19 protein-coding genes are annotated in these 26,058 nt (G+C 38.5%); 11 read left to right on the plus strand and 8 right to left on the minus strand.

Features of this window, described 5'->3' with window-relative positions; translation table 11 throughout:
* Window positions 1-41 precede the first annotated feature (41 nt).
* The 3 genes from lolA to serS all read left to right on the plus strand — a co-directional run bounded on the left by lolA (window position 42) and on the right by serS (window position 3,430).
* Complete coding sequence (gene lolA, locus PMI_RS03435; protein ID WP_004244569.1) at window positions 42-647, plus strand: outer membrane lipoprotein periplasmic chaperone LolA; 606 nt, start codon at window positions 42-44, stop codon at window positions 645-647.
* A gap of 10 nt (window positions 648-657) precedes the next feature.
* On the plus strand, window positions 658-2,007 hold the full coding sequence (locus tag PMI_RS03440) for a replication-associated recombination protein A (RefSeq protein ID WP_012367706.1): 1,350 nt from the start codon (window positions 658-660) through the stop codon (window positions 2,005-2,007).
* 133 nt (window positions 2,008-2,140) lie between these two features.
* Entirely contained in the window at window positions 2,141-3,430 is a 1,290-nt protein-coding gene (serS, locus tag PMI_RS03445) for a serine--tRNA ligase (protein ID WP_004244571.1), read from the plus strand.
* Between the two features lie 179 nt (window positions 3,431-3,609).
* On the opposite strand, the gene PMI_RS03450 is transcribed toward serS, so the two are convergent.
* A complete protein-coding gene (locus PMI_RS03450) occupies window positions 3,610-3,942 on the minus strand; it encodes a hypothetical protein (RefSeq protein WP_004244572.1) in 333 nt (110 codons plus the stop codon).
* A 400-nt stretch (window positions 3,943-4,342) separates the two neighbouring features.
* On the opposite strand from PMI_RS03450, the gene allD reads away from it, so the two are divergent.
* Window positions 4,343-5,392, plus strand: coding sequence for an ureidoglycolate dehydrogenase (gene allD / locus PMI_RS03455; protein ID WP_012367707.1), 1,050 nt, complete (start codon window positions 4,343-4,345; stop codon window positions 5,390-5,392).
* A gap of 72 nt (window positions 5,393-5,464) precedes the next feature.
* On the opposite strand, the gene PMI_RS03460 is transcribed toward allD, so the two are convergent.
* The 5 genes from PMI_RS03460 to ycaO all read right to left on the minus strand — a co-directional run bounded on the left by PMI_RS03460 (window position 5,465) and on the right by ycaO (window position 13,195).
* The gene (locus PMI_RS03460) at window positions 5,465-6,370 is read right to left on the minus strand and encodes a BPSS1780 family membrane protein (RefSeq protein WP_004244574.1); all 906 of its coding nucleotides are present in this window, start codon (window positions 6,368-6,370) and stop codon (window positions 5,465-5,467) included.
* 357 nt (window positions 6,371-6,727) lie between these two features.
* A complete protein-coding gene (gene pflA / locus PMI_RS03465) occupies window positions 6,728-7,468 on the minus strand; it encodes a pyruvate formate lyase 1-activating protein (protein ID WP_004244575.1) in 741 nt (246 codons plus the stop codon).
* Window positions 7,469-7,575: 107 nt separating this feature from the next.
* The gene (gene pflB / locus PMI_RS03470; protein WP_004244576.1) at window positions 7,576-9,858 is read right to left on the minus strand and encodes a formate C-acetyltransferase; all 2,283 of its coding nucleotides are present in this window, start codon (window positions 9,856-9,858) and stop codon (window positions 7,576-7,578) included.
* Window positions 9,859-9,912: 54 nt separating this feature from the next.
* Window positions 9,913-10,767: a formate transporter FocA gene (gene focA, locus PMI_RS03475; RefSeq protein WP_004244577.1), complete on the minus strand. Its 855-nt coding sequence runs from the start codon at window positions 10,765-10,767 to the stop codon at window positions 9,913-9,915.
* A 670-nt stretch (window positions 10,768-11,437) separates the two neighbouring features.
* Entirely contained in the window at window positions 11,438-13,195 is a 1,758-nt protein-coding gene (gene ycaO / locus PMI_RS03480; RefSeq protein ID WP_012367708.1) for a 30S ribosomal protein S12 methylthiotransferase accessory factor YcaO, read from the minus strand.
* A gap of 227 nt (window positions 13,196-13,422) precedes the next feature.
* On the opposite strand from ycaO, the gene ansB reads away from it, so the two are divergent.
* Complete coding sequence (gene ansB, locus PMI_RS03485; protein WP_004244579.1) at window positions 13,423-14,460, plus strand: L-asparaginase 2; 1,038 nt, start codon at window positions 13,423-13,425, stop codon at window positions 14,458-14,460.
* 74 nt (window positions 14,461-14,534) lie between these two features.
* Here ansB and PMI_RS03490 read toward each other — a convergent pair whose 3' ends face one another.
* Together PMI_RS03490 and PMI_RS03495 are read right to left on the minus strand one after the other, a co-directional pair.
* A complete protein-coding gene (locus tag PMI_RS03490; RefSeq protein ID WP_012367709.1) occupies window positions 14,535-15,803 on the minus strand; it encodes a two-partner secretion domain-containing protein in 1,269 nt (422 codons plus the stop codon).
* Window positions 15,804-15,939: 136 nt separating this feature from the next.
* Window positions 15,940-17,370, minus strand: coding sequence for an MFS transporter (locus tag PMI_RS03495; protein WP_012367710.1), 1,431 nt, complete (start codon window positions 17,368-17,370; stop codon window positions 15,940-15,942).
* Window positions 17,371-17,506: 136 nt separating this feature from the next.
* Between PMI_RS03495 and serC the strand changes: the two genes are divergently transcribed.
* From serC to PMI_RS03525, 6 genes are all read left to right on the plus strand, one after another.
* Window positions 17,507-18,595 (plus strand): 3-phosphoserine/phosphohydroxythreonine transaminase, encoded by a 1,089-nt coding sequence (gene serC / locus PMI_RS03500; RefSeq protein WP_004244582.1) that lies wholly within the window; start codon window positions 17,507-17,509, stop codon window positions 18,593-18,595.
* A gap of 196 nt (window positions 18,596-18,791) precedes the next feature.
* Window positions 18,792-20,078 (plus strand): 3-phosphoshikimate 1-carboxyvinyltransferase, encoded by a 1,287-nt coding sequence (gene aroA / locus PMI_RS03505; protein ID WP_012367711.1) that lies wholly within the window; start codon window positions 18,792-18,794, stop codon window positions 20,076-20,078.
* Between the two features lie 288 nt (window positions 20,079-20,366).
* On the plus strand, window positions 20,367-21,044 hold the full coding sequence (gene cmk, locus PMI_RS03510) for a (d)CMP kinase (RefSeq protein WP_004244585.1): 678 nt from the start codon (window positions 20,367-20,369) through the stop codon (window positions 21,042-21,044).
* Between the two features lie 181 nt (window positions 21,045-21,225).
* Window positions 21,226-22,899: a 30S ribosomal protein S1 gene (rpsA, locus tag PMI_RS03515; protein ID WP_004244586.1), complete on the plus strand. Its 1,674-nt coding sequence runs from the start codon at window positions 21,226-21,228 to the stop codon at window positions 22,897-22,899.
* 64 nt (window positions 22,900-22,963) lie between these two features.
* Window positions 22,964-23,251, plus strand: coding sequence for an integration host factor subunit beta (gene ihfB / locus PMI_RS03520; RefSeq protein ID WP_004244587.1), 288 nt, complete (start codon window positions 22,964-22,966; stop codon window positions 23,249-23,251).
* A 421-nt stretch (window positions 23,252-23,672) separates the two neighbouring features.
* Complete coding sequence (locus PMI_RS03525; RefSeq protein ID WP_012367712.1) at window positions 23,673-26,042, plus strand: DNA internalization-related competence protein ComEC/Rec2; 2,370 nt, start codon at window positions 23,673-23,675, stop codon at window positions 26,040-26,042.
* Window positions 26,043-26,058: the final 16 nt, after the last annotated feature.

The following is a 26,058-nucleotide window of genomic DNA, read 5'->3' on the forward strand; positions in this document are numbered from 1 at the left end:
CCGACATGATGTCGGCGTAATCTCAGTCAGAGGCGTGTTGAATGAAAAAAGTATTACTCACAGTCTGTGCTATCGCGTTGTTTGGTAGCCAAGCCGCTTGGGCGGATGCTCGTCAAGACTTACAACAACGTCTTAATAAAGTGAATAGCTTTCAGGCTAACTTTAGTCAAACGGTGACCAGTAACGAAGGTGCGTTAATTCAAAAAGGGGAAGGACATTTAAAAGTACAGCGTCCTGATCTGTTTAATTGGCAAATGACGGCACCGGATGAGAGCACACTAATTTCTGATGGTAAAACATTGTGGTTTTATAACCCATTTGTCGAACAAGTGACGGCAACTTGGTTAGAGAGTGCCACAACGAATACCCCTTTTATGTTGATTGCGCGTAATGATAGTAAAGAATGGCAAAATTACGATGTTAAGCAAAATGGTGATCGCTTTGAATTAACCCCTAAAACAGAGAACAATTTAAAGCACTTTTCTATTACCGTTTCACCTAATGGTCAAATCCAACAATTTGCGGCTACAGAGCAAGATGGGCAAGTCAGCCAATACCAATTAACGGCACAAAAGGTCGCCCCCATTGATGCATCAGCGTTCCGCTTTACACCACCCGCGGGTGTGACGGTGGATGACCAACGCTAGTGAGGCTATTTTGAGTAATTTATCACTCGACTTTTCACAAAATGAATTTCAACCTCTGGCCGCGAGAATGCGGCCTGAAACATTAGAACAGTATATTGGGCAGAAGCATCTACTCGCTGAAGGTAAACCGCTACCACGGGCGATAAAAGCAGGCCAATTGCATTCAATGATCTTATGGGGACCTCCGGGTACAGGAAAAACCACATTAGCTGAAATTATCGGGCGCTATGCCCAAGCGGATATAGAAAGACTTTCTGCGGTGACGTCAGGGATCAAAGAGATCAGGGCCGCCATTGACATAGCGCACCAAAATAGAAATGCGGGGCGTAGAACCATCCTATTTGTTGATGAAGTTCATCGTTTTAATAAAAGCCAACAAGACGCTTTTTTGCCACATATTGAAGATGGCACTATCACCTTTATTGGTGCAACAACGGAAAACCCTTCTTTTGAATTAAATTCGGCACTGCTATCACGTGCACGAGTTTACCTGCTACGCTCATTGACAGAAACAGACATTGAACAGGTATTACAGCAAGCATTAGATGATACTGAACGTGGATTAGGTGGGCGTAATATTATTTTACCTGATAATACACGCAAAATGATTGCTGAATTAGTCAATGGCGATGCGCGCCGTTCACTCAACCTGCTTGAAATGATGGCTGATATGGCAGAAGTCGATAGCCAAGGCAAACGAACACTAACAGCGGAATTATTAAAAGAAATTAGTGGTGAACGTAGCGCCCGTTTTGATAATAAAGGTGATCGATTTTACGATCTTATCTCTGCTTTGCATAAATCAGTACGTGGCTCGGCACCTGATGCAGCACTTTATTGGTATGCTCGTATCATCACTGCGGGGGGAGATCCACTGTATGTTGCTCGTCGCTTACTGGCTATTGCTTCAGAAGATGTCGGTAATGCAGATCCTCGTGCTATGCAAGTTGCCATCGCTGCATGGGATTGCTTTACGCGGGTAGGCCCTGCAGAAGGTGAACGTGCGATAGCACAAGCGATTGTTTATCTTGCTTGTGCGCCGAAAAGTAATGCTGTGTATACCGCTTATAAAGCCGCACTGGCAGATGCGAAAAGTAAACCTGATTATGATGTACCTGCACATTTACGTAACGCGCCAACGCAATTAATGAAAGAGATGGGCTTAGGTGCAGAGTATCGCTATGCTCATGATGAACCTAATGCTTATGCGGCAGGAGAGGTCTATTTTCCTGCTGAAATGGCACAAACGCGTTATTATCACCCTGTTAATCGAGGGTTAGAGATCAAGCTTGCTGAGAAATTAGACTGGCTTTCTCAGCAAGATCAAAATAGTGTGACAAAACGCTATCGCAAATTGTAAAGATGCGGTAAGGTTATTCAATCATTAGTAATTTTTTTAACTACCCCTTATCTCAGGTATCTTCGCGATAGGTAAACAAGAGAATGATAGGAGATAAGGTTTTTATTAATCTATCAATAAGCACAGGATAAGCATGCTCGATCCAAATCTACTGCGTAATGAGCTAGACGCGGTCGCCGAAAAACTGGCTCGCAGGGGGTTTACCCTCGATGTGGAAAAAATTCGTCAACAAGAAGAACGCCGTAAGGTGTTACAGGTTGAAACAGAATCCCTGCAAGCAGAACGTAATTCCCGATCGAAGTCTATTGGTGCTGCTAAAGCGCGTGGTGAAGATATTGAGCCACTTCGTCAGGAAGTTAACCAATTAGGTGAAAAACTTGAAGCGGCAAAAGCGGAATTAGATAAACTGCAAGCCGACATTCGTGACTATGCGTTAACTTTACCGAATCTGCCTCATGACTCTGTGCCTAATGGTAAAGATGACAGCGAGAACGTTGAAGTATTTCGTTGGGGTGAACCAAAGACTTATGACTTTGAATTAAAAGATCACGTTACTCTAGGTGAACTTACAGATGGTTTAGATTTCCCATCTGCCGTGAAAATCACCGGTTCACGTTTTGTTGTGATGAAAGGTCAAATTGCACGTTTACATCGCGCGATCGCCCAGTTCATGCTGAACTTGCATACAGAACAACATGGCTATCAAGAAATGTATGTGCCTTATTTAGTTAACCATGCCACTTTATATGGCACAGGACAGTTACCTAAATTCAGTGGTGATTTATTCCATACCAAACCACTTGAAGAAGAGTCTGAAAGCCAATATGCGCTGATCCCAACAGCAGAAGTACCTGTTACCAATATGGTTAGAGACGTTATTCTCGAAGAAGACGAACTACCATTGCGAATGACTGCACATACGCCATGTTTCCGCTCAGAAGCGGGCTCTTATGGCCGTGATACACGTGGTCTGATCCGTATGCACCAATTTGATAAAGTAGAGTTAGTACAAATTGTACATCCTGAAAAATCAATGGATGCATTAGAAGAGCTAACTGGCCATGCAGAGAAAGTGTTGCAATTGCTCAATCTGCCTTACCGTAAAGTGGTACTTTGTACAGGTGATATGGGCTTTGGTGCACGTAAAACCTATGACTTAGAAGTGTGGGTACCGGCACAAAATACCTACCGTGAAATTTCTTCATGCTCTAACTGCTGGGATTTCCAAGCACGCCGTATGCAAGCACGTTTCCGTGCTAAAGGTGACAAGAAAACTCAACTTGTGCACACTTTAAATGGTTCAGGTTTAGCTGTAGGGCGTACTTTAGTCGCCATTATGGAAAACTATCAAACCGCTGATGGTCGTATTGAAATTCCAGAAGTTTTACGTCCTTATATGAATGGCCTTGAGTATATTGGTTAATAAAAACCTAATTACTCAGTGGTTATAATATTAAAACCCCCTATTAAACAGGGGGTTTTTTAATGGTATAAAGAGCATCAAAAGACTAGTGGTGGTAATTTCTATTAACCTTTTAACCTGAGTATAATTTTATTAATGTTTTATATTCTGGCTATATACTAGCTTCAGTATCTAATACTTCAATGAGGTTGAGATAAGTAAGGCAACAAAGAGAAGAATACTTCTATTTTTCTTTCATTTGTCATATCAACAAAATCGTCCATTGCAATTTCTATAAAATCAATGGTGTTATTATCAATAGTGAATTTATACATTAAATGGCCACTCCAACTGCGATGAACATAGACACAGTTTTCTATACTATATGAAAGCCATTTATCTTCCATACATGCAGGTAACCAGCCGTTTAGTATATTTTTTTTAGCATCTTCAGTTAGGGAATAATTAATATGATGAATCAATGGTGTTTTTTCAAAATACTTTAGGTTCTTTAACATTTCTTTATTTATCATTCTTTATTCCACAAATAATAATTGTTATTACAGACTACCTAAATGGACTTAAATGATCAAAAGAAACATATCATTTTTTCTCTTTAATACAGATGAAGGGTGACATTATTAATAAATAATAGCAGGTAGTTTTTTACTGATGATTTTTTTAATAAAAGAGCGTTTTATTGCTCTTAATATTATTTAATAACAGTTATCAGGTGCAGAAAAAACAGATGATTATTAAAAAATTCTTACTAAAATAAGTGAGATTAAATAAAAATATAATGCAATTCGCTATTGGTTAAACTGATCACAGCAGATCATCTCTATACTGCTACATTAAAATTATCGCTCAAGTTAATTTCAATTATCTTATGACGTTTCTATTTATTTAGAACCCTACTAAAGAGCCTATTGTATGATAATTTCTAAACAGCAGTTACACCAATTAATCAAAAATAAGTTACATAATGCAGGACTGAATGAAAACCATGCAGACATTGTTGCCGATGTATTAGTTCATGCTGATGTGAAAGGAATTCATTCCCATGGTGCTGTACGTGTGGAATATTATGCTGAGCGCATTAGTAAGGGAGGAACAAATACGCATCCTAAGTTTACTTATCAAGAGACAGGACCTTGTAGTGCGATTTTTGATGGTGATAATGGTGCTGGACATGTTGCTGCTAAGCAGGCCATGGAGCACGCGATTAATATGGCACAAGAGAAAGGCATTGCTGTTGTTGGGGTTAGACGTATTGGTCATAGTGGGGCGTTATCCTACTTTGTAGAACAAGCCTCTGCATCTGGAATGATTGGTATTTCACTTTGCCAATCGGATCCTATGGTAGTGCCATTTGGTGGATCTGAAGTTTATTATGGCACTAATCCTATCGCTTTTTCAGCCCCGAGTGCAGATGATAAACCTATTACCTTTGATATGGCGACGACGGTGCAGGCATGGGGTAAAATTCTCGATGCGCGGGCTAAACATAGTGACATTCCTGACACATGGGCGGTAGATGAAGCGGGCAAACCAACCTGTGATCCCTTTGCAGTAAAAGGTTTATTACCTATTGCGGGGCCAAAAGGCTATGGCTTGATGATGATGGTCGATGTATTGTCCGGTATTTTATTAGGATTACCCTTTGGTAAACATGTTAGCTCTATGTATCATGATTTGACACAAGGTCGTGAATTAGGTCAGCTCCACATTGTGATTAATCCAGCCTTTTTCACTGATGCTGATTTATTTAAAAAACACATTTCTCAAGTAATGGCTGAGTTAAAGAGTATTAAGCCTGCAGTCGGTTTTGAACAGGTATTATATCCTGGGGAAAATAGTCAGCTTGCAGCGCAGCGAAGCGAAAAAGAGGGGATAGAAATAGTTGACGAAATTTATCATTACTTAAATTCTGATGTATTATTTAATCAATCTTATGATAATAAAAATCCATTTGCCAGCTAAGTTATATTAATAAAAAAACAGCCATCCATTAATTAGGTGGCTGTTTTTGGGTTATCCAAAATTATAAAATATTTAACTGACTAATTTACCGATATTCGATTCTGCGGTTTTATTTAAAGAAACTTTATTCCCACCATCACCATTATTGTCATTGTTATCAGTATGGTTATTAGTCATATTACCCATATTTTTCTGATAGAAAATATGGCGATATGATCCATACATTGCAGTAAAAGAGAGTGGAATAGTGATAAATAAGCCTAATCCAAATGGGATAATACTCAAGCCAATAATGATGCTTAACAGCACAAAGAATAGAAAGCCACCAAATAAGTTGTTTTTAACCGCCATAAAACTGGCTTTAACGGCAGGGATAGCTTTATAGTCATTTACTAAAATTAAGGCAGGGGCAAACCAATAAGAGGCAGTACTGATTAAGCTAAAAATGATAATAATGATAGAAGAAAACGTAATTGGTGTCAGGTTATCAGCCAATAAGCCTTGAATATAGTAGGTTGGTGCATCATTAAGAGCGGCTTGAGCAACTTCCATCAATAATGAACCACTGATTAATAGTGCTAAAATAAAGCCTGCTAAGATAATAAGCACACTAATACCATAAGCACCCATGATGCTAAGGTAGCGTTTGTTCTGGAAACCAGAAAATAAATTATCCAGATTTAGCTGACCAGTCTCATATTGCTGATGGGCTATCATCATAAGCCCGGCAACTAATACAGCTGAAATAAACGGGGAGATAATCGGCCCAATAAGTGGGATAAATCCAAGGATAGATGAGATAATTAAGTTAACAAGAAAGTAAATAATTACAGCGCCTACCCACATAAAAAAGCGCTCTTTAACTAAATCCCAGCCAATACCTAACCACTCGGTTGCCCCTGAAGCACCTCTTTGTAGAGGAACTGGCGTAAACACCTCTTCTGGCTCCGTAAGCGATGAACTATTATCTTGTTCCATTTTTTTCTCTGCCTTAAAAATAATTAATTGTTTATAAATATAACTTTTTATAATTCATATCATATCTTTTTATTTTGTAATTAATCAATACTATTAAACTAAAGAATGCTTAAGGATAATCTTAGAAACTTCTAAATGACCATTAGAATGAGTAACAATTTTATATTGTCATAATTAACTGCAATAGTCGTTATTAAAAATATCTTTATTTGAGGTATGGAAAACAATATTTTTTAATTTAGTGGCTGGCGCTTTCTCAAAAGAACATGCCGCAGGGAGGGGAAAACTTGATGGCAGTTTTACATAAAAAAAGCAGTACATTGTGCACTGCTTTTTAAAATGGGGGTGTATAAAAGCTTAATACATCACTTTATGACCATAAGATGCAATAATTGCTTTAACATTTTCCATCGTCTCTTTTGACGGTGGATGAATACCATCGAGTTTATACTCTTCTCCTAAAGCAACCCATTTATGTTTACCTAATTCGTGGTAAGGGAGAAGCTCGACTTTTTCGATATTTTTCATATCTTTTATAAATTCGCCTAAACGATGAGCAGAATCATCATCATCAGACCAACCGGGCACAACTACGTAACGTATCCAGGTTTTTTGGCCTCGTTTAGCTAAATAGCGGGCGAATTCCAGTGTACGTTGGTTAGAAACACCAACCAGTTTTTGGTGAATGTCATCATTCACTTGTTTTAAATCCAGCATGACTAAATCAGTCACGTCCATTAATTCATCGATGACAGGATCATAACGGCGTACAAAACCGTTAGTATCTAAGCAGGTATGGATATTTTCTTTTTTACAAGCACGGAACCAATCACGTACAAATTCTGCTTGTAAGATAGCTTCACCACCAGAAGCTGTAACGCCACCACCAGAGGCATTCATAAAGTGACGATAAGTCACTGCCTCTTTCATTAATTCATCAACTGTGACGATTTGCCCACCATGAGTATCCCATGTGTCACGGTTGTGACAATAGAGGCATCTCATTAGGCATCCTTGGAAGAAAACAATAAAGCGTATTCCGGGACCGTCAACAGTACCGCAGGATTCAAATGAGTGGATACGACCAAGTACGGACATAACAGGGTTACTCCAAAACTGTCTAGATAAAAAGGCCCCAAAGTAGGGGCCTTTATTCTAAGCGATTTTATCTACTTTCTCAGTAAATAAATGCATGAGTTATCAAATTACATTGTTTGAGTGAATGTACGAGTGATAACGTCTTGTTGCTGCTCTTTAGTTAATGAGTTGAAACGGACTGCATAACCAGAAACACGGATAGTTAATTGAGGATATTTCTCAGGATCTTCCATTGCTTCTAACAGCATTTCACGATTCATTACGTTAACATTCAGATGTTGGCCACCTTCGATATCCGCTTCATGATGGAAGTAACCATCCATCAGACCTGCAAGGTTTGCTTTACGAACATCATCATCTTTACCTAACGCGTTAGGTACGATAGAGAAGGTATAAGAAATACCATCTTTCGCGTAAGCAAATGGCAGTTTAGCAACTGAAGTTAATGAAGCAACTGCACCTTTTTGGTCACGGCCATGCATTGGGTTAGCACCTGGTCCGAATGGTGCGCCAGCACGACGACCGTCTGGAGTGTTACCTGTTTTCTTACCATACACAACGTTTGAAGTGATGGTCAGAATTGACTGAGTTGGCACTGCGTTACGGTAAGTGTGCAGTTTCTGAATTTTCTTCATGAAACGTTCAACTAAGTCACAAGCGATATCATCAACACGAGAATCGTTGTTACCAAATTGTGGGTATTCACCTTCAATGTTGAAGTCTACGGCTAAACCGTTTTCATCACGGATTGGTGATACTTTTGCATATTTGATAGCAGACAGTGAGTCAGCCGCAACAGATAGACCTGCGATACCACAAGCCATAGTACGGTATACATCACGGTCATGAAGTGCCATCAGTGCTGCTTCATAGCTGTATTTATCGTGCATGTAGTGGATAACATTCAGTGCAGTAACATACTGAGTTGCTAACCAATCCATAAATTGATCCATACGGTTCATCACAGTATCAAAGTCTAATACTTCGTCCATGATAGGTGCGTGTTTTGGACCTACTTGGATTTTCAGTTTCTCATCCACACCACCATTGATGGTATACAGTAAGGTTTTAGCTAAGTTTGCACGAGCACCGAAGAACTGCATTTGTTTACCCACAACCATTGGGCTAACACAACATGCAATTGCATAGTCATCACTGTTGAAGTCAGGACGCATTAAGTCATCATTTTCGTACTGGATTGAAGAAGTATCGATTGAGACTTTAGCTGCATATTTTTTGAAATTAATAGGCAGTTGTTCTGACCATAGGATAGTCATGTTTGGTTCTGGTGAAGGACCCATGGTGTACAGGGTATTTAAGAAACGGAAAGTATTCTTAGTTACCAAAGTACGACCATCTAAACCCATACCACCTAATGATTCTGTTGCCCAGATTGGGTCACCAGAGAATAATTCATCATACTCAGGAGTACGTAAGAAACGAACCATACGTAATTTCATGACTAAGTGGTCAATTAATTCCTGAGCTTGTTCTTCAGTCAACAGACCTGCATCGAGATCACGTTGGATATAGATATCTAAGAAAGTAGATACACGACCGAAGGACATTGCTGCGCCGTTTTGAGATTTAACGGCGGCTAAGTAACCGAAGTAAGTCCATTGTACTGCTTCTTTCGCATTTTGAGCTGGGCGAGAAATATCACAACCATATTTCGCAGCCATTTCTTGGATTTGACCTAATGCAGCGTGCTGCTCTGCGATTTCTTCACGCAGTTGGATAGTCATTTCCAGATCTTCACCTTTTTCCAGTTTTTCTTGTAAAGAGGTGAATTGAGCGAATTTGTCTTTACGTAGGAACTCGATACCGTACAGTGCAACACGACGGTAGTCACCGATGATACGGCCACGACCATAAGCATCTGGCAGACCAGTTAAGATACCTGATTTACGGCATTTTAAGATGTCTGGAGTATAAACATCGAATACACCTTGGTTGTGTGTTTTACGATATTCAGTAAAGATTTTTTTCAGCTCTGGATCTAGCTCACGGTTATAAGCGTGGCAAGAACTTTCAACCATACGGATCCCACCGAATGGGATGATTGCACGTTTTAGAGGTGCATCAGTCTGTAAACCGACGATTTGTTCTAAATCTTTTTCGATATAACCCGCATCGTGTGAAGTGATAGTTGAAGCAACAGAAGTATCAAAATCAACCGGCGCATGAGTGCGGTTTTCAATTTTGATGCCTTCCATAACTTGTTCCCAAAGTGTATCAGTTGCTTTAGTGGAACCTGCTAGGAAAGATTCGTCGCCTTCATATGGAGTATAGTTTTTTTGAATAAAGTCACGAACATTAACATTGTTCTGCCATTCACCTTCAGAAAAACCTTTCCATGCTTCAGCAAATTTTTCATTTAAATCAGACATGATACTTCTACCTTTTTACAATGGAACTTAAGAAATCAGTCATAACTGCACGGATTAATGTTTATCGCCGCGCAGATGCATTAACCAGTATACCAGACCGACTAGGACTGCTCCGCCGATAATATTACCGATAGTGACTGGCAATAAATTATCAACGAGGAAATTTGATACTGTTAGATTTGAAAATTGTTCTGGTGATGCACCTACTGTAGTCCAGAATTCTGCCGGTGCAAAATTCTTAATTACAATACCTAAAGGAATAAGAAACATGTTAGCGATACTGTGCTCAAAGCCACTCGCCACAAACATACCGATAGGTAAAATAAGTGCAAAGAGTTTATCAATTAAAGTTCGACCTGCATAACTCATCCAAACTGCAAGACAAACCATTAAATTAGCTAAAATACCTAAACAAACTGCTTCAATAAAGGTGTGCTCAACTTTATGCTGTGCAGTTTGTAATACATTCAGACCCCATAACCCATTAGCTGCTGCATATTGACCTGCAAACCACATTAAGGCAACAAAGAATAGGGCGCCAATAAAGTTACCAATATAGACATTTATCCAATTAGCGAACATCTTAGCCCAAGAAATACGTCCTGTCGCTTTAGGAATAATGGTGAGTACAGTTGAAGTGAATAAGTCTGCACCACAAACAACCACGAGCATTAAGCCTAAAGAGAAACAAATTCCTCCAACGAGTTTAGCGAGACCAAATGGAACAGATGCGGTGCCTGTAGTCGCTGTAATATAAAAAACAAACGCAATTGAAATAAACATTCCCGCAGTAAAAGCAGATAAGTAAGTTGTTGGGATATGTTTGTTTGCTTTATAACAACATGCATCATCGGCAACTTTTGCCATATCAGCAGGTGATAATAAATTAAAAGGGCTGTCAGCTTTCATACTAACACTCTCTTATATGTTGGAATAATTATAGCACGCAATAATAGTAGCAAAGGGTCTTACTCCTAAAGTTGATATGGATCATAGTCGCTTATGAGAGACGCAATTTTAGTACGTAAAAACCGGCTAAATTAGCTATAATTATTTGATTAATAATAAGAAAAAATTTTTTAAATTTTATCAAAAAATTTTAGCCTGGCTGGATAAACAAAGTAAAAAGTAAATATAACGTATTATTTATTTCTATTGACGTTAACAGTTAAAAATAAAATTTAACGCTCCATTTACTTTTGTGCTAAATATAAACATTACTTTATTTGTGGATAATCTAATTGATTACGCCAGCCTTAAAACCATTATAAAAATACGGTTTTTAAATTTTTGAGATCTAGGTAAATAATTAGCAATTTAAACTATATTTTTGTGTTTTTTTTAGATTAAAAAGTTAATCTTATCTTTTTACGTCATATTTAAAACTTAAAATCGTCACTTTTGACATATTTGACACTTTTGTCATTTGACATAATTGTCATGGTGGCAAAATTGTCGTTATATTTTTTTATATATAATAAAACACTCTACTTGTTAGTAGAGTGTTTTGATTTTAAACAAAGCGATTATTATTCAGTTAAAAATAATTATTTAATAAATAACCTTAAATAAAATAGTGTTATTTATTCGATTGACGTTTTGCTTGTTGTAATTTTTCATACGCGGCTAATAAAGATTGATGAACTGGCAAATTCGCTAATGATGGATCAATGGGTTGCAAGCCATAAAAAGGTTGTTTACCTTCAATTGCATTTAATGCAGCTTGCAGTGTTTCCTCGCCATACATACGAGAAAATGCCTCCATATATTGTGCAGGCCCACGCTCATGCTCTTCACGTAATAGTAAAAGATTATGCAGGCAACGATAATAATTTTGACGCGCTGGTGTAAATAATGATGCGTTGAAATCTTGTGTCCACTCAACCCAAACTAATGCTTGTTCTAAATCGCCGCCAGCGAGTGCTAACATTGATTTTAATTCACCTACACGTAAATGACTCCAGCCATTATCTTTACCCGGTGCAATACCAATCATTTCTCTGATACGAGTAAAGTCATCTAAGCCATCTTCATCAAATTGGCCAATAAGTGAGAGGTACTCTTCCTTTGTGCCATGACTTGTTGGTAAAGAAAGAATGGTATCACGCCAATGGACACCCATAATATTATTGGCTAGTTGCAGATCTTCAGCAGGATAAATATCGGATAAGCCAGGGACTAAAATACGGCAAGCATAAACCCCTAAATGGTCATAATCCATAATATACACTTCCGCACCACATTGCTGGCACAGTGACATTAATGTGTGAAATTCTTCTTCGGTTGAACCACTGAAATCCCAATCAACAAATGGATAGTCTGCATCTTTTTTAAACAGATCCCAACTAATTAAACCACTAGAGTCGATAAAGTGGGTTTCAAGATTAGTGTGGTCACCGACTTCTTCATCATCAAAACTCGGTGGATTGAAAACATCGAGATCTTTAAGGCTACGGCCTTGCAATAACTCAGTAACAGTACGCTCTAATGCCACACCAAAATCGGGATGAGCACCAAAAGAAGCGAAACAAGTCCCATTTTGTGGGTTAAACAGCACGACGCAAATAACGGGGAATTGTCCCCCTAAAGATGCATCAAAACTAAAAATAGGGAAGCCTTCTTTTTCTAATGTCGTAATAGCTTCAATAACAGCAGGATAACGAGCTAAAACTTCATGGGGGATTTTAGGCAAGCTAATTCTTTCGCTGATAATTCTATTTTTGACATAGCGTTCAAACACTTCAGAAAGCCCTTGCACTCGAGCTTCATTTTGCGTATTTCCTGCTGACATACCATTAGATGCATAAAGATTTGCAATGATATTAACAGGTATATATACAGGTGTTTTATCTGATTGGCGAATAAACGGTAAGGCACAAATACCACGTTCTGAATTACTTGATTGTAAATCAACCAGTTCACTGCCACATAGCTCACCTTCAGGATCGTAAAATTGACGTAAACGTGCATCTAATAAGCCTTCAGGTACAGCATCATCATCTGTCAGTGGAAACCATTTTTCATTTGGGTAATGAACAAACTCACCTTCTGCAATATCAGCACCTAACCAGAAATCAGAAAAGAAATAATTGGTTGAGAGACGTTCAAAATATTCGCCTAATGCTGAAGCCAATGCTGCTTTTTTAGTAGCACCTTTGCCGTTAGTAAAACATAACGGACAATCTTTATCACGAATATGAACAGACCAAACGTTAGGAACAGGATTTAACCATGAAGCTTCTTCAATGTTAAAACCTAACTGAGTTAATTTTTGCTGAAAGCTAGCGATAGAGTCTTCCAGTGCGGCATCTTTGCCGGGAATAAATGTTTGTGACATGGCAGGTTTCATCAATATTTTACGAGTGATAGTTAGGGGCACATGATACTGAAATCGTCGCTAATGCACTAATTATTTCTCGTGTCGGTTGATTTTAAATAACATTCCTTATCATTAATGCACTAATATATTAGTTCTTTTGATAAATTCGTTCTATTTATCACGGAATTACTGATAATAAATCATCATAATTGGACGCGATTTTATAGACTCATAAGGATTAAAAAATGATAAGAAAAACATTGCTAGCCAGCTTATTAACCGTAATTAGTGGTACCGTTTTTGCTTTACCTAATGTGACAATCCTCGCAACTGGGGGAACCATCGCAGGGGGTGGAGACTCTGCCACTTCTTCAAGCTACACAGCAGGAAAATTAGGCATTGATACATTGATTAATGCCGTACCTGAGGCAAAAAAAGTGGCTAACTTAACAGGCGAGCAAGTGGTTAATATTGGTTCGCAAGATATGAACGACCAAGTGTGGTTAAAACTGGCGAATAAAATTAATACGGATTGTGATAAAACAGACGGCTTTGTGATAACCCATGGTACAGATACGATGGAAGAGACCGCCTATTTTCTTGACTTAACCACAGCATGTAAAAAACCGGTGGTGATGGTAGGGGCAATGCGCCCAGCAACAGCATTAGGTGCTGATGGTCCATTAAACCTCTATAATGCCGTGGTGGTGGCAAGTGATAAAGCATCTGAAAATCGTGGTGTATTAGTTACCATGAATAATTCGGTGATTAGTGGTAAAGATGTTGTCAAAATGAATACGACAGAAGTGCAAGCATTCCAGCCGATTAATGCAGGTGCTCAAGGTTATGTTCATGATGGTAAAGTACACTATTATACTGCTGCAACACCACGCGCTGAGAAAGTTGCCTTTGATGTCAGCAAATTAACCGAATTACCAAAAGTAGGTATTGTTTATAACTATGCTAATGCATCTGATTTACCGGCTAAAGCGTTTATAGATAACCACTTTAAAGGTATTGTTAGTGCAGGTGTCGGCAATGGTAACTTATATTCTGACATCTTAAATACTTTAGCAGATGGTGTAAAAAAAGGTGTTGTTGTGGTTCGTTCAAGTCGTGTTCCGGTTGGATTTACCACACAAAATGGTGAAGTAGATGATGCAAAATATGGCTTTATTGCTTCAGAACGTTTAAATCCACAGAAAGCAAGAGTGTTATTACAGTTATCTTTGACAGAAACACAAGATCCCGCCACGATCCAAGAAAACTTTGAAAAATATTAATTAGATTTTTTGTTTTTTAGTTAAATCAGAAAACCATCTGCTGATAAATAGCAGATGGTTTTCTTTGTTAAATATTATTTTATTTTGCGTAACTTAGTATAAATTTTGATATCTTCTCTATTATTTTGAATATTATTCATATTTTTATCGCGTGTGTGTAAACGTTCTGTCTTGATAATACCATCATTTATCAGCTTGCTATCCTCACTAATATTTAAAGTTAAGTTTTTCATTTGGCTAATAGTATTTTTGGGTATTAACCCTATGTATGTCTCGCTATAGCTATTGTTATTTTTACCAGTATTAAGCCAATATTGCATGCCAATAGTTCCATTTTCCATATTGTATATGAAAGACTTATTTTGCAGATCTAAATATCCGTTTCTAGCGAGAATATATCCATGGTTATTAAATATTGTTTTATTTAGATTAAGTTGTATGGCATTTTTACTACGGTTACTACTTTCTAAACTACCATAATTATAAATAGTAGTATCAGAAGCATTGATAATGATATTTTTAGAAGAAATTATACCTTGTTCTTTAGAATTACTATTTTTATCACCTAATATTATCTGATTGGGGAGATTATTTCTTTTTATATTTGAGCGCATGGCGTATTCTTGTTTTAAGATACTTTCGCCTTCTTTAATTATTACTTCTTCTTTACCTGAATGAATATTTATCTCTCCTTTAGAAGATATAAATCCTTTTTCTAACTTAATGTTATTAGATATGATAATCAGGTTATTAAAAGAAGGATTAGAACTGCGGTCATTTTGATTACTGAATACAATTTTGCCAATATGATCAATTGGCTTACCACCAAAAGCTCTTTCATCTAAGGAAGAGATTGATGTTTCTAATCGGTAACCGATTAATTCTCTATTATCGATAATAGGTTTTCCGGTTGATAACGTTTCAGATAAGGTATTCGAAAAGCGACACCCCTGACATTCAATACCATTTGGGTTGGCTATAACAACATGAGCTGCATTGCCAGCTACCGCAATATTCCCTGATAAGAGTGACGTTGCTCCATTAACCACTTCATTAATAATAGTCTCAGCGGCAACCTCTTTATTATTTAAAATAATGCCAGCATCAGTTACATGAAATCTATCATATTTATTATAAGAAATGCCTTTGGCATTTTTTGGTGCTATTAATATTTCTGCTTGATTAGGATTAGCTTCATTGGGTTTAATTGTGGTTGAAGAATCTTGATTAATAAAAACAAGATTAGAATAATGTTTATCATGTTCATAGCTAGGCTGTACTACGGCTTGGCATATTGATGGTGTGTATATTACACCAATTATTATTGCATTTATTAATTTCATATGTTTACCCTTGTATATTATTTAGGGCTAATTTAGCGATATTAAAAACATAAATAAAGATAGTCAGGTTTAAAAGGCGTTTATTTATAAAAAATAAAAAGGCTATTTTTTTAATAGCCTTTTGGGTTATATGTTATTAATGTTTTCTTATATTGGAAACAACGATTTTTGCAGTAATAAATGCAATCAGTGGGGTAATAGAAAATACAATAAATAACCAATGGGCTGCATTTTGTGCGCCAGCAATACCTCCGGGGTTGGTTAATCCTGCCATATTTACAACAGTACCTGAAATGGCAGCACCTACAGCGGTTGAAAATAGCTGAATAGTGGTGATTGACGTCGCCGCTTTTTGCGCTTCTTCCCCTTGAGAAACCTGTAATACACGAGTGAGATAATGAGGCCAAGCCATGCCAATTCCTGCACCTGTAAAAAAGAGGGCTAGACAAATAATAATCACTTGGCCATAAGGTAAAAGAAGATAATTTGAAATTAATAAGCCAAGAACAATTATGGCAGTAAAGTTAATGGCAGGGCCGATACGCATAATACGCTGAGCAATACTGCTTGGTTGAGATGAAGAGATAATAGCCGAAAAAGACCAACCAGCACCGACTAAAGCAGCTAAATAACCGGAAAGTAACGGAGTAATGCCATGGATCATTTGTAAAAAATAGGGCACAAACACTTCTGTCTGAACACTTATTCCTAGCAATGCCATAGTCAGATAAATAGGGGATAGTGGGGCTGAGAAAGAGAATGTTCCTTTAGGAAAAAGCCCATCATGAGATCTCTTATCGATATAAATTAATAATAAGATAAAAATAATTGCTAATAGAAAAGATAAAATATGATATAGCGTAACGTGATACAAGCTACCGATTGAGATAGATAACACTGCTAATATTAATAAGGTAAGTTGTAGGTAGGGAAGTGATGTTTTTTTGTTAGCAATATCAGCACTGTTTTCCTTAGGAAGGATAGTAAACAGTAGAATAGCATAAGGAATGCCTACACAAAGAATAGACCAAAAAGCACCCCGCCAAATATTATATTCTGCAAATATTCCTCCTAATGCGGGACCCAGCAACGTTGATATTCCCCACATACTGGACATTAACGCCATAGCTCGAGACCATAATGGTTGCGGAAACATCACCCTGACCAATGAATAAGCTAAAGCCAGTAACATTCCGCCCCCCGCACCTTGAATAAATCGGCCAACCAACAAGATTGGCATTGAAGGGGCGGTAGCACAGATAATAGAGCCGACTAAAAAGCAGAGTGTGGCAAATAAGTAGCTATTACGTGGCGCGAGCAAAATTAATAAACGAGAAGTTAGCGCCGAAGAGAGAATGGATGCCAAAATAAAAACGGTGGTATTCCATGCATATAAATTAAGCCCCCCGATATCACGAACAATAGAAGGTAGGGTGGTAATGGTGATATAGACATTAATAGCATGTAATGCCACTCCCCCTGCTAAAGCGAGTGATTTTAGACTATTTCGTCCTTTAAGTAGCATTCCCCAGCTCGCATCTTCCTTTTTATACTGACTCCCCGACATAAAATACTCCTAACGATTATTTTTGTGTGCTACACATAATACGTAAGTTTACAAAAGTCATTGCGCCAATTAGAGGAGAATGATACAACCGATAGAGGTCGTTTTGTCAAAACATATTCAGATAGGGTGAATTTGAATGAGTCAGGTATATAACTTTAGTGCAGGTCCGGCCATGTTACCGGCAGAAGTTCTTCGTCGTGCAGAATTAGAATTATGCAACTGGCACGGATTAGGGCGTTCTGTTATGGAGATCAGCCACCGCAGTAAAGAATTTTTGGAGGTTGCCCATCAGGCAGAGCAAGATCTACGGGATCTACTCAATGTACCAGAAAATTATAAAATTCTGTTCTGTCATGGTGGCGCTCGTGGTCATTTTGCGGCATTACCGCTTAATTTATTAGGTGAGAAAACCACCGCTGATTATATCGATGGAGGATATTGGGCTAAAAGTGCTGCCGATGAAGCGGAAAAATATTGTTCACCTAATATCATTAAAATAAAGACAGAAATTGACGGTAAAATCGCGGTTAAACCAATGAAAGAGTGGCAATTAAGTGATAATGCAGCCTATGTGCATTATTGCCCAAATGAGACTATCGATGGGATTGCTATCCACGAAGAGCCGGATTTTGATGATAAAAAAATTGTTATTGCCGACTACTCTTCCGCTATTTTATCTCAGCCACTTGATGTTAGCCGTTTTGGCATGATTTACGCTGGAGCACAAAAAAATATTGGTCCTGCGGGGTTAACATTGGTAATTATTCGCGAAGATTTACTGGGTAAAGCACGTAAAGAAACCCCTTCAGTATTTGATTACACAGTACTGGCTGAAAATGACTCCATGTTTAATACACCGCCGACTTTTGCTTGGTACTTATCAGGCATGGTGTTTAAATGGTTAAAAGAGCAAGGTGGCTTGCAAGAGATAGCAAAACGCAATTATGAGAAAGCGACACTGCTTTATAGTGCGATTGATAACAGTGATTTCTATATTAACCGTATTGCCACAGAAAACCGCTCTTTGATGAACGTACCTTTCCAAATGTCTTCTCCTGCTTTAGATGCGGTTTTCTTAAAAGAAGCTGAAGAGCAAGGATTAGTTGCGCTGAAAGGGCACCGTGTTTCAGGCGGTATGCGTGCATCTATTTATAACGCAATGCCTTTTGCTGGTGTACAAGCATTAGTTGATTTTATGGCTGATTTTGAGCGTCGCCACGCTTAATGGTTACCTTTTCACTGCTGCAAAACCTGCCTTATTGGCAGGTTTTCTGATAATTAAAGCACAGAGAGCCAATAACTGTTATCTCTGTGCCAATATGGCAAATAGATAAATATTAATTACGATAATCATACTATTTGACATTATTACACAGCGTCTCTACCTATTTTGACTTATCTAGCGGAGCTTTTACCTGTTTATGGAATCGTTGACATTACAACCCATCGTACATATTGAAGGCACTATCAATTTACCCGGATCAAAAAGTGTCTCTAACCGTGCACTTTTATTGGCAGCTTTAGCCAAGGGAAAAACGCGTTTAACTAATTTATTAGATAGTGATGATATTCGTCATATGCTCAATGCGCTAACCGCCTTAGGGGTACAATATCAATTATCAAATAATAATACGGTATGTGATATTGAAGGGTTAGCAGGTTCTTTTCATCCCCAGCAGCCACTTGAGCTTTTTTTAGGCAATGCAGGAACAGCGATGCGCCCATTGGCGGCAGCTTTAAGCCTCGGAGAGCACGATATTGTTCTTACGGGTGAGCCTCGTATGAAAGAGCGTCCTATTGGTCATTTAGTGGATGCGTTACGTCAAGGGGGGGCAAAAATTGATTATCTTGAACAAACGGACTATCCGCCACTACGTGTTTGTGGGGGATTTTCGGGCGGGAGTGTTGATGTTGATGGCACCGTTTCCAGCCAATTTCTGACCGCATTACTAATGATGGCGCCTTTAGCTCAGCAAGACACCACTATTACCATTAAAGGTGAATTAGTCTCTAAACCTTATATTGATATCACGTTAGCCTTGATTAACACTTTTGGTGGAGAAATTGAAAATCAAAACTATCAGCGTTTTATGATTAAAGGTGGTCAACAATATCAATCTCCGGGTAAATATTTGGTTGAAGGCGATGCATCTTCTGCCTCTTATTTTTTGGCGGCAGCCGCCATTAAAGGAGGGATCGTGCGAGTAACCGGCATTGGTAAAAATAGCTTGCAAGGTGATATCCATTTTGCGTCTGTGCTTGAAAAAATGGGGGCTACAATACGTTGGGGTGACGATTATATAGAGTGTGAACGTGGCAAGTTAAAAGGGATAGATATGGATATGAATACTATTCCTGATGCGGCAATGACGATTGCTACGACAGCGCTTTTTGCTGAGGGTGAAACGACTATCCGTAATATCTATAACTGGCGGGTAAAAGAGACTGACCGTCTATCTGCCATGGCGACAGAATTACGTAAAGTTGGTGCGATGGTTGATGAAGGTCGCGACTACTTAACTGTGATACCGCCTAAACAGTTAACGACGGCTGAAATAAAAACCTATAATGATCACCGGATAGCTATGTGTTTTTCACTTGTGGCATTGTCTAACACGCCGATTACTATTCTTGATCCTGGCTGTACGGCAAAAACATTCCCTGACTATTTTGAAAAACTAGCAAGTATTTCTCATGCAAAAGTTTAATTAAAATAGCATCAATTAAATCGATAGTATTGGCTTTTCTCTAGTACGATACTATCGATTTTCTTAATTTAAGCGTGTTTTTATTCTATAAATAAGTAGATTAATAAAAAATTATCTTTAAAAAGCACAGCTTGTTTTTAACTGCTTGTTTCCTCCTCTAGAGAGTATGCGTATAATGACGCGCAATATATTAATACTGTTTTTCTCTGTTTAGAGCTTATGTTGTAGAACGCCATAGGTTCACGGCAGTAAATATAGAAAAACAGTGCCCATGAAAAGGAGAAACTCATGGCGGTTATCGTCCCTGTAATTACTGTTGATGGGCCTAGCGGAGCAGGTAAAGGAACATTGTGTCAAGCATTAGCAAAAGCCTTTGGTTGGCATTTACTTGATTCCGGTGCTATTTACCGTGTATTAGCATTAGCAGCATTACATCATCATGTGGACATTACATCAGAAGATGCATTAGTGCCTTTAGCGGCGAATTTGGATGTGCGCTTTATTCCTAATGAAAATGGATTAAGTGTTATTCTGGAAGGTGAAGATGTTTCAACCGAAATTCGTACTGAAACCGTTGGCAACACAGCGTCACAAGCAGCAACGTTTCCTCGCGTAAGAGAAGCATTATTACGCCGTCAGCGTGCATTTCGTACTGCACCGGGATTAATTGCTGATGGCCGAGATATGGGCACAATCGTTTTTCCTGATGCGCAAGTAAAAATATTTCTTGATGCCAGTGCGCAAGAGCGTGCACGTCGTCGCATGTTACAGTTGCAGGAGAAAGGCTTTAATGTTAACTTTGAACGCCTTTTATCCGAGATAAAAGAGCGTGATTATCGTGATAGAAATCGCGCAGTAGCGCCTTTGGTTGCGGCAAAAGATGCATTAATTCTCGATTCAACAAGCTTATCTATTGATGAAGTTATTGAAAAATCGTTAGCTTATGCGAAAAAAATCTGCAATTAACAGCGTAATTCGTTTTTATTTCGTTTATACTAGGTAATTATTAAAATCGGGTTGACGTGTTAATGAATACACAATAATGCCCGATGACCTTGTCACAAAGGATGTAACGAGGTATGTGAAACAACCCCATTCGGCCGGATGCTAAATGGACGTTAATTAAATTTACTTGAAGATCATTAACATGACAGAATCTTTTGCTCAACTCTTTGAAGAATCCCTAAAAACAATCGAAACTCGTCCAGGTGCAATCGTTCGTGGCGTTGTTGTTGCTATCGATAAAGACGTTGTTCTGGTTGATGCAGGTCTGAAATCAGAATCTGCGATTCCTGTAGAACAATTCAAAAACGCGCAAGGCGAATTAGAAATCCAAGTGGGTGACGAAATTGACGTTGCTCTGGACGCGGTTGAAGATGGCTTCGGTGAAACCGTTCTGTCTCGTGAGAAAGCTAAACGTCACGAAGCGTGGCTGATGCTGGAAAAAGCTTACGAAGAAAACGAAACTGTTGTTGGTATCATCAACGGTAAAGTTAAAGGTGGTTTCACTGTTGAACTGAACGGCATTCGTGCGTTCTTACCGGGTTCACTGGTAGACGTTCGCCCAGTTCGCGATACAACTCATCTGGAAAACAAAGAGCTTGAGTTCAAAGTCATCAAATTAGACCAAAAACGTAACAACGTTGTTGTGTCTCGTCGTGCGGTTATCGAATCTGAGAACAGCGCAGAACGTGATCAACTGTTAGAAAACCTGCAAGAAGGCATGGAAGTTAAAGGTATCGTTAAGAACCTTACTGACTACGGTGCATTCGTTGATCTGGGCGGTGTTGACGGCTTACTGCACATCACTGATATGGCTTGGAAACGTGTTAAACACCCAAGCGAAATTGTCAATGTTGGCGACGAAATCACTGTTAAAGTCCTGAAATTCGACCGTGAGCGTACTCGCGTATCATTAGGTCTGAAACAACTGGGCGAAGATCCATGGGTAGCTATCGCTAAACGTTATCCAGAAGGTACTAAACTGACTGGTCGTGTAACTAACCTGACTGACTATGGTTGCTTCGTAGAAATCGAAGAAGGCGTTGAAGGTCTGGTACACGTTTCTGAAATGGATTGGACTAACAAAAACATTCACCCATCTAAAGTTGTTAACGTTGGTGATGTTGTTGAAGTTATGGTTCTTGACATCGATGAAGAACGTCGTCGTATTTCACTGGGTCTGAAACAGTGTAAAGCAAATCCATGGCAGCAATTCGCAGAAACTCACAACAAAAACGACCGTGTTGAAGGTAAAATCAAGTCTATCACTGACTTCGGTATCTTCATCGGCTTAGACGGTGGTATTGACGGTCTGGTTCACTTATCTGACATTTCTTGGAATGTTGCAGGTGAAGAAGCTGTTCGTGAGTACAAAAAAGGCGACGAAATCGCTGCAGTAGTACTGCAAGTTGACGCTGAGCGTGAGCGTATCTCTCTGGGCGTTAAACAATTATCAGAAGATCCATTCAATAATTACCTGTCTGCTCACAAAAAAGGTGCTATTGTTTCTGGTAAAGTAACTGCTGTTGATGCTAAAGGCGCAACTGTAGAATTAGCTGACGGCGTTGAAGGTTACCTACGTGCTTCAGAAGCTTCACGTGACCGCGTTGAAGATGCAACTCTGGTTCTGAATGTTGGCGATGCTGTAGAAGCTAAATACACTGGTGTTGACCGTAAAAACCGCGTTATCAACCTGTCTGTTCGTGCTAAAGACGAAGCAGATGAGAAAGACGCTATCGCTTCTGTAAACAACAAAGAAGAAGCTGGTTTTTCAAACAACGCTATGGCTGAAGCTTTCAAAGCAGCTAAAGGCGAATAATTTAAGTTATTAACGGAAGGCAACGAGAGTCGTTGCCTGTTTATCGGTAGTCTAGGGAGGTAATATGACCAAGTCTGAGTTAATCGAGAGACTTGCAGGCCTACAATCTCATCTTTCGGCTAAGACGGTTGAAGAAGCTGTAAAAGAAATGCTTGATCATATGGCTGATACTTTGGCTGATGGTGAGCGTATCGAAGTCCGCGGATTCGGCAGTTTTTCTCTACACTACCGTGCGCCGCGTACGGGTCGTAACCCGAAAACTGGTGATAAGGTAGAGCTGGAAGGTAAATACGTTCCACACTTTAAGCCAGGTAAAGAGTTACGTGACCGTGTAAATATTTATACGGAATAATAGTTTCCTATCAAATAGGCATAAAGTTAGTAAACTTTTTCAAAAACGGTGCTTCGGTGCCGTTTTTTATTGGGTTATCGGTTGGTATTAAGTTACGTTCTACTATTCTCTATTCTCTATTCTCTATTCTCTATTCTCTATTCTCTATATTCTTTATCACTTCTCTATATTCTCTTTATTAGCGATTGTTGTAAGACATTGGGCTTACCTTACGTGATCTTTCTCTATTTGGCTTGAGTTAATTTTGATATTTGCCGTTATTCCATCACTTTTTAGAACAACTTCGCAAAAAATAGTGTATGCGCTTAAAACGAAAGTTTTTATTAAAAGAGAGTTCGAAAAAAATACGATTTTAACTATCTTAGGTAACAATTTAACAGCATGATATTACAAGGAAAAATTAATTATATGGATGTAAAATATGATTTTATTAGCCAAGATAAAATATATTTATAGAAATAAAATAGCGTTAATAAAATGGCATTATCTATATGCTAAATATATTGCAATGCTAGGGCTAAAACCTCTTAATATAGATTATCTTGCCGTTATCATTATATTAAGTTGCTTACCTTTACTTATTCAACGTGAAACACTGAGTTTATCTCTGAGCTATACACTGATTATCGTAGGGGTATTATTATATTTAATTCCTTTTTCATACTTACGTTTTTTGTTGCTATTACTCTGTTTTTGGTGCTATGCAAACAGTACTGCCTCCTCTTTAATGGCCAAAACCTCTCAACTTGCTGACACCATTGCCACAATAGAAAGCGCAATTCTAGAATATCGTCGCTTGCCGGATAGCAATATAATGATTAAAGTTGCTATTCCTAAACAGCATCTCTTTTCTGCTAAGCTCTATGCCAATATATATTGGCGTCATCCGCCTAAAAATGTCGTAGTCGGGCAAACATGGCTGTTTAAAATTCACTTTCGTGCAGTACATGGTTATTTAAATGAGGGAGGATTTGACAGCCAAAAATATGCCGTTTCAGTAAGAGAAACATTGTCAGGAAAAATATTATCAGCCACATTAACGAATTCTCACCTTCCTATTTATACTCAATTTATTCACTATCTTTCATCTTATTGGCAAGCCACAAAAAATAGTGGTGAAATCACAGCATTAGTGTTAGGTGATAAACGAGGTATTTCTGCCGAAAATAAAATACTTTATATGAAAACAGGTATTTCGCACCTTATTGTGATTTCAGGGCTGCATATTGGCCTTGCTGCTCTGTTTGGTTGGCTGATGGCGAGAGGAGTACAATATCTTTTCCCAACGCAATGGATTAACCCACAATTTCCTTTGGTTATTAGTTTAGGTTGTGGTGTTTTTTATGCGGCTTTATCAGGATGGGGGATCCCCGCAACCAGAGCGATAATAGGCCTAACTATTTGGGTTTTACTCCATTGGCGTAGTGGACTTTTTTTACCTTGGCAGTGGGCGATTTGGAGTGCGGCAGTGATTTTATTGCTTGATCCGCTTGCCATATTATCCGCTAGTTTTTGGTTATCCTTTTCTGCGGTATTTGCCATCATTGTTTGGTATTGGCTCTATCCATTAAATAAAAGATTTAGCCAGCAAAAACGTTGGTTTGTTATTAGACTCATTCATTTGCAACTAGGGCTATTGATCATCTTATTACCTTTTCAATACTACTTATTTGGTGGTGGTAATCTTTTTAGCTTGCTTGTTAATTTATGGGCTGTGCCTATTATTTCGTTTATTACCGTACCACTTATTATGTGTGGGCTATTTACTGCCTTTTTACCTGTTCTACAACCTATTATTTGGTCATGGGTTGATCAGTCTATCAATTGGGCATTTTTCTGTGCGCCTTATTTTCTTACGTATTGGCAACCCTGTGGCGCTGTCCCCTGGTTATTTGCATTAAGCGGTATTATGACTCTTTTAGTTATCAAAATGAGCTGGTGGCGTCATCATGTGATTATTTTGATCACTATTGCTACTTTTTTATATTGTGAACTGTCTTTCTCTAAACGTTATGATTGGCGAATAACCATGTTAGATATTGGACATGGTTTAGCTATTATTATTGAAAAAGAGGGAGAAGCGGTTATCTATGACACAGGGATACGCTGGAAAAGTGGTGGCACTATTGCTAAAAATGTCATTATTCCCTATCTAACGCATCATCGATTACAGCCTGTTGCCATGATAATTAGCCATGATCACCTTGATCATACTGGTGGTATTGACGACTTATTACGTGCTTATCCCAAGTTAACTATCCGTAGTAGCTTTGACAATCCCCAACATTTACCGTGCTTACAAGGGGGAGTATGGCAATGGAAAGACCTTACTTTCAACGCGCTCTGGCCGCTGACATTATCTCGTTCACCTAAAAATAATGATTCTTGTGTGATTTCATTAACGGATGGTAACAGTGTTATTTTATTAACAGGCGATCTGGAAAAAGAGGGGGAAGCACAATTACTGAGAAGGAAAAAAGCCTATTTAAAAGCGGATATTTTGCAAGTTCCTCATCATGGTAGCCAAACATCATCCACATTGGCGTTTATTCAAGCAATATCACCAAAATATGCACTAGTTTCTGCTGCACGTTATAGCCCTTGGCGTTTACCTTCTGATAAAGTACATAACCGTTATAAAAAAGAGGCCATTGATTGGCTAACAACATCGATAAATGGGCAAATTTCTATCGAGTTTAAACACGGAAAGATTGATGTAGTCACCTATAGACGAGATATTTTACCTCGTTGGTATCATCAGTGGTTTGGTGTTTTGACGTTTCCCGAGTAGAATAGCCCGCTATTTA

The sequence above is a fragment of the Proteus mirabilis HI4320 genome (genome assembly GCF_000069965.1).
In the GTDB taxonomy this organism is placed as follows: Bacteria; Pseudomonadota; Gammaproteobacteria; order Enterobacterales; family Enterobacteriaceae; genus Proteus; species Proteus mirabilis.

Bases quoted from the DNA above. Each gene is read 5' to 3' on its own strand.
- lolA (WP_004244569.1), top strand. From the start codon at position 42: ATGAAAAAAGTATTACTCACAGTCTGTGCTATCGCGTTGTTTGGTAGC.
- serS (WP_004244571.1), top strand. From the start codon at position 2,141: ATGCTCGATCCAAATCTACTGCGTAATGAGCTAGACGCGGTCGCCGAA.
- PMI_RS03450 (WP_004244572.1), bottom strand. From the start codon at position 3,942: ATGATAAATAAAGAAATGTTAAAGAACCTAAAGTATTTTGAAAAAACA.
- allD (WP_012367707.1), top strand. From the start codon at position 4,343: ATGATAATTTCTAAACAGCAGTTACACCAATTAATCAAAAATAAGTTA.
- PMI_RS03460 (WP_004244574.1), bottom strand. From the start codon at position 6,370: ATGGAACAAGATAATAGTTCATCGCTTACGGAGCCAGAAGAGGTGTTT.
- pflA (WP_004244575.1), bottom strand. From the start codon at position 7,468: ATGTCCGTACTTGGTCGTATCCACTCATTTGAATCCTGCGGTACTGTT.
- pflB (WP_004244576.1), bottom strand. From the start codon at position 9,858: ATGTCTGATTTAAATGAAAAATTTGCTGAAGCATGGAAAGGTTTTTCT.
- focA (WP_004244577.1), bottom strand. From the start codon at position 10,767: ATGAAAGCTGACAGCCCTTTTAATTTATTATCACCTGCTGATATGGCA.
- ycaO (WP_012367708.1), bottom strand. From the start codon at position 13,195: ATGTCACAAACATTTATTCCCGGCAAAGATGCCGCACTGGAAGACTCT.
- ansB (WP_004244579.1), top strand. From the start codon at position 13,423: ATGATAAGAAAAACATTGCTAGCCAGCTTATTAACCGTAATTAGTGGT.
- PMI_RS03490 (WP_012367709.1), bottom strand. From the start codon at position 15,803: ATGAAATTAATAAATGCAATAATAATTGGTGTAATATACACACCATCA.
- PMI_RS03495 (WP_012367710.1), bottom strand. From the start codon at position 17,370: ATGTCGGGGAGTCAGTATAAAAAGGAAGATGCGAGCTGGGGAATGCTA.
- serC (WP_004244582.1), top strand. From the start codon at position 17,507: ATGAGTCAGGTATATAACTTTAGTGCAGGTCCGGCCATGTTACCGGCA.
- aroA (WP_012367711.1), top strand. From the start codon at position 18,792: ATGGAATCGTTGACATTACAACCCATCGTACATATTGAAGGCACTATC.
- cmk (WP_004244585.1), top strand. From the start codon at position 20,367: ATGGCGGTTATCGTCCCTGTAATTACTGTTGATGGGCCTAGCGGAGCA.
- rpsA (WP_004244586.1), top strand. From the start codon at position 21,226: ATGACAGAATCTTTTGCTCAACTCTTTGAAGAATCCCTAAAAACAATC.
- ihfB (WP_004244587.1), top strand. From the start codon at position 22,964: ATGACCAAGTCTGAGTTAATCGAGAGACTTGCAGGCCTACAATCTCAT.
- PMI_RS03525 (WP_012367712.1), top strand. From the start codon at position 23,673: ATGATTTTATTAGCCAAGATAAAATATATTTATAGAAATAAAATAGCG.